This is a genomic window from Pseudomonas sp. RT4P38 (assembly GCF_054897765.1).
In genome coordinates this window covers 159,861-171,068 of sequence record NZ_CM142703.1, presented here as the reverse complement: position 1 = coordinate 171,068, position 11,208 = coordinate 159,861, and the positions used below count along the sequence as shown (strand labels likewise).

The 11,208-nt window shown below is 59.1% G+C and carries 12 protein-coding genes; 3 read left to right on the top strand and 9 right to left on the bottom strand.

All coding sequences use genetic code 11. The annotated features are described in order from the left end of the window. The first annotated feature begins 91 nt into the window (after positions 1–91). Positions 92–1,276: a C17 cyclopropane fatty acid synthase CfaB gene (cfaB, locus tag ACYZT7_RS00765; RefSeq protein WP_462039570.1), complete on the top strand. Its 1,185-nt coding sequence runs from the start codon at positions 92–94 to the stop codon at positions 1,274–1,276. Position 1,277: 1 nt separating this feature from the next. Here cfaB and cls read toward each other — a convergent pair whose 3' ends face one another. Then, complete coding sequence (gene cls / locus ACYZT7_RS00760; protein ID WP_282382817.1) at positions 1,278–2,717, bottom strand: cardiolipin synthase; 1,440 nt, start codon at positions 2,715–2,717, stop codon at positions 1,278–1,280. A 132-nt stretch (positions 2,718–2,849) separates the two neighbouring features. Here cls and ACYZT7_RS00755 point away from each other — a divergent pair, with 132 nt between their 5' ends. Continuing rightward, entirely contained in the window at positions 2,850–3,371 is a 522-nt protein-coding gene (locus ACYZT7_RS00755) for a DUF3617 domain-containing protein (protein ID WP_415758547.1), read from the top strand. 23 nt (positions 3,372–3,394) lie between these two features. On the opposite strand, the gene ACYZT7_RS00750 is transcribed toward ACYZT7_RS00755, so the two are convergent. Genes ACYZT7_RS00750 through folE2 form a run of 7 tightly spaced genes read right to left on the bottom strand, consistent with a single transcriptional unit; the run spans position 3,395 to position 9,505 of the window. Then, on the bottom strand, positions 3,395–4,276 hold the full coding sequence (locus ACYZT7_RS00750) for a His/Gly/Thr/Pro-type tRNA ligase C-terminal domain-containing protein (protein WP_462039569.1): 882 nt from the start codon (positions 4,274–4,276) through the stop codon (positions 3,395–3,397). Positions 4,277–4,293: 17 nt separating this feature from the next. Next, positions 4,294–5,631, bottom strand: a complete 1,338-nt coding sequence (locus ACYZT7_RS00745) for a dihydroorotase (RefSeq protein WP_462039568.1) — start codon at positions 5,629–5,631, stop codon at positions 4,294–4,296. A gap of 2 nt (positions 5,632–5,633) precedes the next feature. After that, on the bottom strand, positions 5,634–6,194 hold the full coding sequence (locus ACYZT7_RS00740; protein WP_436273170.1) for a gamma carbonic anhydrase family protein: 561 nt from the start codon (positions 6,192–6,194) through the stop codon (positions 5,634–5,636). Further along, a complete protein-coding gene (locus tag ACYZT7_RS00735; RefSeq protein WP_462039567.1) occupies positions 6,191–7,066 on the bottom strand; it encodes a metal ABC transporter substrate-binding protein in 876 nt (291 codons plus the stop codon). Before ACYZT7_RS00735 ends, ACYZT7_RS00740 begins: the two co-directional genes overlap by 4 nt. A gap of 11 nt (positions 7,067–7,077) precedes the next feature. After that, on the bottom strand, positions 7,078–7,944 hold the full coding sequence (locus tag ACYZT7_RS00730; RefSeq protein WP_462039566.1) for a metal ABC transporter permease: 867 nt from the start codon (positions 7,942–7,944) through the stop codon (positions 7,078–7,080). Continuing rightward, positions 7,944–8,612: a metal ABC transporter ATP-binding protein gene (locus ACYZT7_RS00725; protein ID WP_462039565.1), complete on the bottom strand. Its 669-nt coding sequence runs from the start codon at positions 8,610–8,612 to the stop codon at positions 7,944–7,946. The genes ACYZT7_RS00730 and ACYZT7_RS00725 overlap by 1 nt, the downstream gene beginning before the upstream one ends. Beyond that, positions 8,609–9,505 carry a GTP cyclohydrolase FolE2 gene (folE2, locus tag ACYZT7_RS00720; protein ID WP_462039564.1) on the bottom strand — a complete coding sequence of 299 codons (897 nt, stop codon included), beginning with the start codon at positions 9,503–9,505 and terminating at the stop codon, positions 8,609–8,611. The genes ACYZT7_RS00725 and folE2 overlap by 4 nt, the downstream gene beginning before the upstream one ends. A gap of 86 nt (positions 9,506–9,591) precedes the next feature. Between folE2 and ACYZT7_RS00715 the strand changes: the two genes are divergently transcribed. Beyond that, positions 9,592–10,788 (top strand): N-acetylmuramoyl-L-alanine amidase, encoded by a 1,197-nt coding sequence (locus ACYZT7_RS00715; protein ID WP_462039563.1) that lies wholly within the window; start codon positions 9,592–9,594, stop codon positions 10,786–10,788. Here ACYZT7_RS00715 and ACYZT7_RS00710 read toward each other — a convergent pair. After that, complete coding sequence (locus ACYZT7_RS00710; protein WP_462039562.1) at positions 10,785–11,162, bottom strand: glutamine synthetase; 378 nt, start codon at positions 11,160–11,162, stop codon at positions 10,785–10,787. The two genes, ACYZT7_RS00715 and ACYZT7_RS00710, sit on opposite strands and share 4 nt — an antisense overlap. Between the last annotated feature and the right edge of the window lie 46 nt (positions 11,163–11,208).

Here is an 11,208-nt window from a genome sequence, read left to right as displayed (position 1 = left end):
GAATCATAGAAACGGCTATTAAATCGATAGCCAGCTATTTTTCCAGGATGGTCTACCCTCACATCAGACGTCTGAAACAGAGGGACTCTCCATGCTCGCGCACCTTCCTCCGGCCTTACAGAATCTGCAGTTACCGCTACGCCTGCGACTCTGGGACGGCCATGAATTCAATCTGGGGCCGACGCCCAGCGTCACAATTGTGGTCAAGGACCCACAAATGGTTACCCAGTTCACTCATCCAAGCCTGGACGCGCTCGGAGCGGCGTTTGTCGAAGGCAAACTTGAGCTGGAAGGTTCCATCAGCGAGGTGATTCGCGTGTGTGATGAATGGAGCCAGGCGTTGCTCGGTGACCAGGATAGTCAGCCAGTGCGCACCGCTCACGACAAGGAGACCGACGCCAAGGCGATTTCCTACCACTACGACCTTTCCAACGCGTTTTATCAGCTGTGGCTCGACAGCGACATGGCGTATTCCTGCGCCTATTTCGAGACCGGCAGCGAAACGCTGGAGCAAGCCCAACAAGCCAAATTCCGCCACCTGTGCCGCAAACTGCGGCTGCAACCAGGCGAATACCTGCTGGATGTCGGTTGCGGTTGGGGCGGACTGGCACGGTATGCGGCTCGGGAGTTTGGCGCGAAGGTGTTCGGGATCACTCTCAGTAAAGAGCAATTGGAACTTGCCCGTGAACGCGTGACGGCCGAAGGCCTGGACGATCTGGTGGAACTGCAACTGCTCGACTACCGCGACCTGCCTCAGGACGGTCGCTTCGACAAAGTGGTCAGTGTCGGCATGTTCGAACACGTTGGCCACGCTAATCTGGCTGAGTACTGCAAAACCTTGTTCGGTGCGGTGAAAGAGGGCGGCCTGGTGATGAACCACGGGATCACCGCCAAGCACATCGATGGCCGACCGGTGGGGCGCGGTGTTGGTGAATTTATCGAGAAGTATGTGTTCCCCAATGGCGAGCTGCCGCATCTGTCGATGATCTCTGCCGAGATCAGCGAAGCAGGGCTGGAGATCGTCGACGTCGAGAGTCTGCGTCTGCACTACGCGCGTACCCTGGACCACTGGAGCGAACGCCTGGAAGACAATCTGGAAGCTGCTTCCCGGCTGGTGCCAGAGCAGGCCTTACGGATCTGGCGGCTGTACCTGGCGGGATGCGCTTACGCGTTCGCCAAGGGCTGGATCAATCTGCACCAGATTCTCGCGGTGAAAGCCCACCCCGATGGCAGCCATGAACTGCCATGGACTCGCGACGATATCTATAACCCTTAAATTAAAGTATCGGTGAAATAAGCCGGGCGATCCGCATGCCGACCTGTTGCAGGCGGTGGGTCTCCCGGCTTTCTTCTTTGGTGATCTCGTGGGCTTGGGCGAAATCATCATTGAGCATCTGTTCTACTTCGGCGGCAAACGCGCTGTCGACCGTCAACAACATCACTTCAAAATTCAGCCGGAACGAGCGGTTGTCCAGATTGGCACTGCCAATGGCGCTGATTTCGCTGTCGATCAACACCACTTTCTGATGCAGGAATCCAGGCTCGTAGCGGAACACCCGCACGCCGGCGCGCACGGCTTCGAAGGCGTAAAGGCTGGAGGCGGCGTAGACGATCCGGTGGTCCGGTCGTGAGGGCAGCAGCAGCCGCACATCTATGCCACGCAGAGCCGCCAGCCTTAACGCCGCGAACACGGCTTCGTCGGGGATGAAATAAGGGCTGGTGATCCACACCCGTTCGGTCGCGGCATGGATGGCTTCGACGAAGAACAACGAACAGGTTTCGTAGGAATCTGCCGGGCCGCTCGCCAGCAATTGGCAGAGCACACCGTCGTCCGGATAAACGTCAGGCAGGATCAGCGGGGGTAACGACCGCGCTGCCCAGAACCAGTCTTCGGCGAAAGACTCTTGCATGCAGGCCACCACCGGCCCGCGTACTTGCACATGGGTATCGCGCCACGGCGCCAAGGGTGGTTTCTCGCCCATGTATTCGTCGCCGACATTGTGTCCACCGACGAAGCCCAATACTCCATCAACCACCACAATCTTGCGGTGGTTGCGGAAGTTGACCTGGAAGCGGTTGAGCCAGCCGCTGCGGGACGCAAAGGCTTTGACCTCGACGCCAGCGTCGCGCAACGGCTGCACGTAACTGTGAGGCAGGGAGTGGCTGCCGATGCGGTCGTACAATAAATAAACCGCCACGCCTTCGGCGGCTTTCTTCAGCAGCAAGGTTTGCAGGCGTTGGCCGAGACGATCGTCGTGGATGATGAAAAACTGAATCAGCACCGCTTCCCTCGCGTTGCTGATGGCTTCAAAAATGGCGTCGAAGGTGGCCTGGCCGTTAATCAGCAAGCGCACTTCGTTGTTCGCCAAACAGGGCATGCGCCCAAGTTTCGGCATCGCCCTCAAGGAAGCATAAGCATTTGAGGCGCGAGCGGTCAGCGCCTCTTCTACCCAAGGGCGCCAGTTGAGCTCGGAGATAGCCTTGCGCATTTCTTCGTTGGCCTGGCGCCGAGCCTTGATGTAGCCATCGAAGGTACTGCGGCCGAAGACCAGGTAGGGAATGAGCGTGAGGTAGGGAATAAACAGCAACGACAGGGCCCAGGCAATCGATCCCTGGGCGGTCCGGACGGTGAGCACGGCGTGGATGGCAGCGATCAGGCCCAGCGTGTGAAGCAGTGCAATCATGTAGCCGAAAATATGCGGTCCAAAGTAATCCATGGGGGCAGCCTTGCTCCTGAAGATTCAATGCTTAACAGACCATGTTCCGTGCAGAATGTCGCTATTTAATTGGCCCATGAACCGAAGCCACTGGCTGACGTCTAACGGCCACAACTGATCAGGAGTTACTCGATGAACGTTCGTCTGCTGGGTTTGGCCATGGCTGTTGGTTTGTCACTTCCTGTGGCCGCTCAGGCGCAGATGTTGCAGCCCGGTTTGTGGGAAATGACCACAAGCAACATGAAGGTCGATGACCAGAATCTCCCGGATTTGCAGCTGATCCTTGGCCAGATACAGAGCCAGATGACCCCTCAACAACGCGCGCAGCTCGAAAAGCAGGGCATCACCATGGGCGGCAAAGGGATTCGGGCTTGTCTGACTCCGGAGCAGGTGAAGACAGACAATATTCCGTTGACCGATCCACAGTCGGGCTGCAAGCAGGAAATCACCGACCGCACCGGGAATCAGTGGAAATTCCGCTTCAGCTGTCCGAAAGCGCAGGGCACCGGTGTAGCCACTTTCCTCAGTGATCGTGAGTTCACCACCAAGGTTAACGGCACATTCAACGCTACCGGCATTCAGCAGAAGGGCAGCCTCGATAGCCGGGCCGTGTGGTTGGGGCAGGATTGCGGGACCGTCAAGCCGAGAGCTTAAAAGCTCGCCAGCAGGCCCGCGCCCTACATGACCGAGTGGGGGCGGGCTTGAATCAACCATTCACACATGGCCTCGATCGCCATCCTCCCGAAGTCTTCCCCTGTGCAACTCCGCACGCTGACAAACCCGCCTTCCTTTTCTTTCTCCCCGATCACCACCAGATACGGCACATGCTGACTGTGCTCGCGAATTTTTTGACGGACTTTCTCGTGACGCAGATCCGCGCGCGCGCGCACGCCACGTCGGCGCAATGCCTCGGTCACCGATTGCGCGTAATCCGCCTGGCGTTCGTCCATGCTGACGATGATGACGTGTGGCGGCGTCCGCCAGTTTTCCAGGTCCTGTTGGCAGGGCCAGCACGTGCCATAAATCCGCTGCTGCAACGTCCCGCTGATGTGGTCGAGGGTGAACGCTTGCAGCACTCTGGTCGCGGGGACATGCGGGCCAACGGTCGTAGACTCGAAGCTTCCCAGGCGGTACAGCTGCGTCTTCCCTTGACGGCGAATCGAGTGATTGGTCGCCGCCAGAGCCTGCATGCGTGCTTCGATCAATGGCAGGTCTGTCTGCGTTAAGGATCGCTCGGCAGAAAACTCATGAAAGAACCCGTCGCCCAGCGCCATTCCTGCGTGCAGTTGCACCTGTGGATGGAGTTGCTTGAGGGCCATGGCCAGCATCAGTGCACAGGAGCGTCGCAGGATCTCCAGCCCATCGGGCTCTTGAGGCGTGACGATGCTGACCCGGGCATCGGCCTCGATCATGAACTCACAGTCCACCAGGATGCCGTCCACTCGGCCGGCCACCGCCGCTTTTGCCAGCCCGGGTCCGATACTCGCGGCGAGTTCGTACACCGACAGTGGCTGGTCGTATTCACGCAATGAACCATCGCTCAGGGTGATGTGAATCATGTCGGTGCTCTCGAGTGCTAGCGCATAAACCGTAGCGGTAAACCCTGACAGTTGTCATTAAGACGTTTGTAGTGCCAGGCAATTTGTCCCGACACGATCGTGGTACTGACGCTGTGGCGAAAACGCTGTCGGGCAAAAGGTGTCCAGCCGCATTGAGACAGGATCGGCTGCTGGGAAACGGCGACACCACCGGGTTCGGGTTTGATCAGAACGAGGTCGGCCCAATAGCCTTCGCGCAGATAACCGCGGTCGGGAATGGCGAACAGATCGGCGACGCGATGACTGGTCTTGGCCACGAGCGTGGTGATCGGCAGAACTTCATCCGCGACCAATTCCAGCAGCGCGGGCAGGGCATGTTGCACCAACGGTAAGCCGGCAGGCGCTTGGCTGTATAGCCGCTGTTTTTCGGCCCAGGTGTGTGGCGCGTGATCACTGCCGATCACGTCGAGTCGATTGCTCAGCAATGCTACGCGCAGGGCATCGCGGTCGGCCTGCGTTTTGATCGCCGGGTTGCACTTGATCAGGTTGCCGAGGCTCGGGTAATCCCGATCATCGAACAGCAGGTGATGCAGGCAGACTTCGGCGGTGATGCGTTTCTGGGCGAGCGGCTTGTCTTCGAACAACGCCAGTTCGCGGGCGGTGGTCAGGTGCAGAACGTGCAGTCGGGTGCCGTGACGCCTGGCCAGGTCCACGGCCATTGAGGAGGAGCGAAAGCAGGCCTCGGCGTTGCGGATCAGCGGGTGGGCCGCAGCAGGAATGTGTTCGCCGAACAATTCATGCAGGTTCGCGGCGTTGGCGTCGATGCTGGGCGTGTGTTCGCAGTGGGCCAACAAAATGGTCGGCACTTCGGCAAATAGCCGCTCGAGAATCCTTGGGTCATCGACCAGCATGTTGCCGGTCGAAGCGCCCATGAACACTTTGACGCCAGCGACTTCACAGGGATTGAGCCTGGCGACGGTGTCGAGATTGTCGTTGCTCACGCCGAAATGAAAAGCGTAATTGGCGACCGAGTTGATCGCCGCTTTCCGCTTTTTGTCAGCCAGTGCGCTGAGGGTCAGGGTCGCAGGATGGGTGTTGGGCATGTCCATGAAGCTGGTGATGCCGCCGGCGACCGCAGCCCGGGATTCGGTGTAGAGGCTGCCCTTGTCCGGCGAGCCTGGGTCGCGGAAGTGCACTTGGTCGTCGATCATGCCGGGCAGCAGCCATTGCCCTTGTGCATCGATTTCCACGTCGGCATTTTCACCGTGGAGGCTGCTGGCGATCTTCACGATTCGACCGTTGCTCACCAACAGATCACCGTCAAACTCGCGACCTTCATTCACCAGCCGGGCATTGCGAATCAGCACGCTGCTCATGGTCAGAACTCGTTCTGCAGGGCTTTGTAGCCGCGCACCAGGTCGACGTTGGTACGCGCCACATCCTCGGAAAACTCCGAGGCGCTGATGCTCACCGGTGGGAACTGCGACAGATCTGTCTTCGGGCCGATGCGGGTGGTGGAGGGCACATAGAAGTCTTCGGGTAAGTCGCGACCATCGACCACCGAGTTGTGCCGCACCACGCAGCCGTCACCGACTGCGCAGTTGAACAGCACGCTGTTGAAACCGATAAACACTCGGTCGCCAACCTTGCACGGACCATGAACGATCGAGCGGTGGGCGATAGAACTGAATTCGCCGATGGTCACGGCCGCGCCGGACTTGGAATGGATCACCACGCCATCCTGGATGTTCGAGTTGGCGCCGATGGTGATCGGCTCCATCTCGCCCGAGGCATCCACCTCGTCGGCCCGAATCACCGCGTAGGGGCCGACGAAGACGTTTTCGCCGATCACCACTTTGCCGCAGATGATTGCGGTTTTATCGACGTAGGCGGACTCCGCTATCACTGGCAAATCACCCGAAGGGTTCTTGCGGATCATGGCTGGCTCAACGCGTTGTACAGGGTGTTGAGGTTGTACTCGAACAACCCGACAAAGGTGCTGGCCGGCCCGGTCGCCGCGAGCGCATCGGAGTACAACGTGCCACCGATGTGCGCGCCGCTTTCATCGGCAATCTGCTTGAGCAGGCGTGCATCCTTGATGTTTTCCATGAACACCGCTTTGACCTTGGCCTGGCGTATCTGGGTGATCAGAGCAGCGACTTCGGCGGCGGACGGTTCGAGTTCAGTGGACAGGCCTTGAGGGGCCATGAAGTCGATGCCGTAAGCCTGACCGAGATAACCGAAGGCGTCATGGGACGTTACGATTTTGCGATTACCCGGTGGTAGCGAGCTGAGTTTTTCCTTGGCTTCAGCAAGTAGCGCGTAGATCTGTTTCAGGTAGGCCTGACTGTTGTGTTCGTAGTCGGCTTTGTGGGTTGGGTCGGCGGCGATCAGTGCCTTGGTGATATTGCTGATGTACAACTCAGTGTTCGCCAGGTTGTGCCAGGCGTGTGGGTCGGGAACCCTCTCGCCGTCCTCATCCAGGGAGCGCGGGATGACGCCGTGACTCGCGCTGATCACAGGCGCTTTGGTCTCGGTGCTCGTCACCAGACGGTCCAGCCATGGCTCGAAACCCAAGCCGTTTTTGATGATCAACTTGGCTTTGAGCAACGCCTTGGCGTCGTCAGGCGTCGGCTCGTAGGTGTGAGCATCGGCGTCCGGGCCGACCATGTTGATGATCTGGATATGGTCGCCGCCGACTTGATGGGTCATGTCGGCGAGGATACTGAAACTGGTGACTACCTGAAGCTTTTCCGCAGCAGACAGCGACATCGACAGCATCAAGCTGAACAGCACGAGTAAAGCGCGCATCGGGTAACACCTCATTGGGATGTGAGCAAAGGCGGGCGGCGCAGTAAACCGTGCACCGGTCCGAACACCACGGACAGCAGATACAAACCACCAGCCACCAGCACGATCGCCGGGCCGCTGGGCAGTGAGTAGTAGAACGACAGCAATAAGCCGAGCCACACCGAGAGGCAGCCGAGCAGGGCGGCGATGGTCATTAACATCGGCAAGCGACGACTCCAGAAGCGAGAAGCGGCGGCGGGCAACATCATCAAACCGACCACCATCAGCGCGCCAATGGCTTGGAAACCGATCACTAGGTTCAGCACCACCAACATCAGAAACACACCGTGGGCCAGTGGTCCGAGGCGGCTAACGGTTTGTAGGAAGAGTGGGTCGAGGGTGTCCAGCAATAGGGGTTTGTAGATGAACGCCATGGCGATCAGGCTGAAGCCGGAGACCCAGAGCATGCCAGTCAACGTCGGGCCATCGACCGCCAGCGCCGAGCCGAACAACAGGTGCATCAGGTCCAGGCGTTTGCCGGCGATGCCGAGGATCAGCACGCCGCTGGCAAGGGAGATCGGGTAGATCGCGGCGAGGCTGGCGTCTTCCCGCAGGCCGGTGCGACGGGTGATCCAGGCGGCGAGTCCAGCCATACCGAGACCAGCACCGAGGCCGCCGATGGTCAGCGCCGGCAGACTTAATCCGGCGAACCAGAAGCCCAATGCGGCCCCCGGCAGAATGCCGTGAGCCACGGCGTCGCCGATCAGGCTCATGCGTCGCAGGATCAAAAACACACCCAACGGTGCGGTGCTGCATGCCAGAACCAATCCGCCGAGAAGCGCTCGGCGCATGAACACGAACTCGTGGAACGGTTGCCAAAGATGAGCGGCAGCGTGCATCAGGCCACCCGCGCTTGTGGTTGTTGATGGATCAGATCAACGCTCGATCCGAGGACGCAGCCTGTGCTTTTGATCAGCAACGTTTGAGGAATGTGTTGGCGAACGGCGGCCAGGTCATGGCACACGATCAGCTGGGTTCGGCCTTCGGCATGCCAGGCGTGAATGTGTTTCCAGAGCAGCGCCTGGCCGAGCTCGTCGAGGGCGGCATGGGGTTCGTCGAGCAGCAGCAGTGGCGAATCCGCGAGGCTCAAACGGGCGAGCAGGGCACGCTGTAATTCGCCGCCGGACAAGGCCATCAATGGGCGCTGTTCCAGTCCACTCAGACACCAATTTTCCAGCACGGCTTTGAGGCGTTGTCTGCGTATCTCTGGAGACTGCGTGCTCCCCCAGAAACCGGCGGCCACTAACTCTTGCAAGCTGATGGGGAATTGGCGATCCAGATGTTGTTGCTGTGGAAGGAACGAGAGGCCGCCCTTGTGTGGAACATCCAGGATGACTTTGCCGGTTAGCGGTTTTTGCAACCCCGCGATGACTTTCAGCAGGCTGCTTTTACCCGAACCGTTCGCACCGATTACGGCGGTGAGACTTCCTTTGGCCAGTTCGAAATCCACGGATGGAGTCAGTGGCTGGCCGGGTGCACCCCAACGCAAGGCTTGGCAATGAATCATGCGGCCTCCCAATTCCAGCGGCTTTCGGCGACCGCATCGTGGGCGTGGAGGCTCTCCGCGTGGACGACTCGTATGTGGAAGGCGTTGATGCCGGGGGAGCGTTTCAGGGCCAGGTTCAAACGTCGTGCGGCGTCTTCGCAGAACATCAGGTTCTGACCATTTGCCAACGCGAAGGCTTGTTCGTCGGCGCGTTTTACGGCGGTTTGTACGGCGGTGCCGAGGGCTGCTTCGGCGTCGTTGATGATCGCGATCAGCGGCAGGTCATCCAGATAGTCATCCAGTCGAAGGCGCAGTCTCGCAGTGCTCCGTTGGCTGTGAGGCGTTGCGATGATGCCTTTTGTGGAGCCGAGCCAAGTCAATACATCGGCGTGTTGCAGCGGCTGGTTGGCGAAGTCATCGACGAATTGCTGCTGAATCAACTGCCGGGAAAGCGCTGCGGAACACGGGCAGGTCGAGGAATAAGGCACGTCGATTTTTAGTTCCACGTGGAACATCGCGTTTTTCAACCGTGCTTCGATGCTTACTGGATATGTTTTCCAGCCGGCCAATGGACTGATTAGCGCCGGCCTTTTGAGCAGTAAATCGGTATGAATTTTTAAGTACGCGCTAGTGGACAGTCCTTCATGAGTGTTGAGAAAGCTTTGCAAAACTCGCCGCAACAAGAAGGGCGTCAGGTTTTCTTGCTCAAGCATTTCCAGCGTCAAATACAGCCGCGACATATGAATCCCGCGCGCCTCTCCATCATCAAGGCTGACGCCCGCGTCGGCCTTTGCACTCAGTCGTTGGCCATCGAATAAAACAGGAAGAGCAATGCCGCACATGCCCACCCAGTCGAGTGGCAGGGCTTGGCGTGAGGCCTGCGCGGCAATATCCGGCAGAGTCAGCGCATTCATGAGCAGGTCCATCGTGGGAGTCGATTCAATATGTTATGTTATTACATTAAAATCAACCATGCCTTTTTTATGAACGGGCTTTCATCATGCACAGACGTCACCTGCTCAACCTGATCCTGGCCAGCGCGGCCTTCGCTTTGCCGTTTGGCGTCTCGGCCACACAGATTCGCAATGCGCGGCTCTGGCGCTCGGATGACAAGCTGCGATTGGTGTTCGATCTGAGCGGGCCGGTACAGTACAAGACGTTTTCCCTGAGCGCTCCCGAACGGCTGATCATCGATGTGAGTGGCGCCAACCTGAGTGGCGATTTCAGTCAGTTGGCGCTCAGCAACACTGTGATTCGCTCGATCCGTTCCGGACAATTTGGTCAGGGTGATACGCGAATCGTCCTCGACCTCAGCGGTCCGGTGCAGCTCGCCAGTTTTTTGCTGCCACCGCGGGACGGCCAGGGCCATCGACTGGTACTTGATCTGAAGATTGCTGCGCCGTTACAAATGGCGGCTGCGTCCGAGGGGGTCGGCGACAAGGCTCACCCCAAGCGCGACATCATCGTGGTGGTCGACCCTGGTCACGGTGGCAAAGACCCCGGCGCGGTCGGCGCCAAAGGTGAGCGTGAGAAAGACGTGGTGTTGTCCATCGCCCAATTGTTGGCCAAACGGCTGAAGCGCGAGAAGGGCTTCGACGTGAAACTGGTGCGCAACGACGACTTCTTCGTGCCGTTGCGCAAGCGTGTGGAGATCGCTCGCAAGCACAACGCCGACATGTTCATCTCGGTGCACGCGGACGCGGCGCCGCGCCTTACCGCGTCAGGCGCCTCTGTGTATTGCTTGTCTGAAGGTGGAGCGACTTCCGCCACGGCGCGCTTCATGGCGCAACGTGAGAACGGCGCAGACCTGCTGGGCGCTACCAGCCTGCTCAATCTCAAAGACAAGGACCCGATGCTCGCCGGAGTCATTCTCGACATGTCGATGAACGCGACCATCGCCGCCAGTTTGCAGTTGGGCAGCACGGTGCTCGGCAGTCTGGCGGGCATCACCACGCTGCATCAGAAGCGTGTGGAACAAGCGGGATTTGCGGTGCTGAAGTCGCCGGATGTGCCGTCGATCCTGGTGGAAACCGGCTTCATCTCCAATGCTCGCGACAGTCAGCGACTGGTCACCGCGCGCCACCAGCAGGCCGTAGCCGATGGCTTGTTTGAAGGATTACAGCGCTACTTCCAGAAAAATCCGCCGGTAAACAGTTACATCGCTTGGCAGCAAGAGCAGAAGAAATCCCAGGCCTAACATCCTGTAATTCGGCTACAGGTGAACTTGCCACTGCTGCCGCCGGAACTGGAAAACCGATTGATCGTGGTCCAGCCGACGCGACGGTTGTAGCCGACCCAGGCCTCGCCATCGGAAGCGAGCCCGGTGAAGAACGTGAGTTGTCCGTAGCGACTGTTGGTCTGCGCCCAATGGCGTTTTCCGGCTGCTTCGAAGCCCCGCAGATAGATCGTGCTTCCGACGGTGTTGACGCTATAGGCGTTGCCGTCGTCATCCACGCAGGCCAGCAGATTGGCGCTTCGGGTGCATTTGGCCAGGGTCGGGATTTGCGCCCAGGCGTCGACAGTGACCAGCAGCGAAAAGCTCATCAGCGCTATTTTCAGGGCTACACGCATAGGATTTCTCACGGACCGAACGGGCTTTAGCATCGTGCCCTTTGTC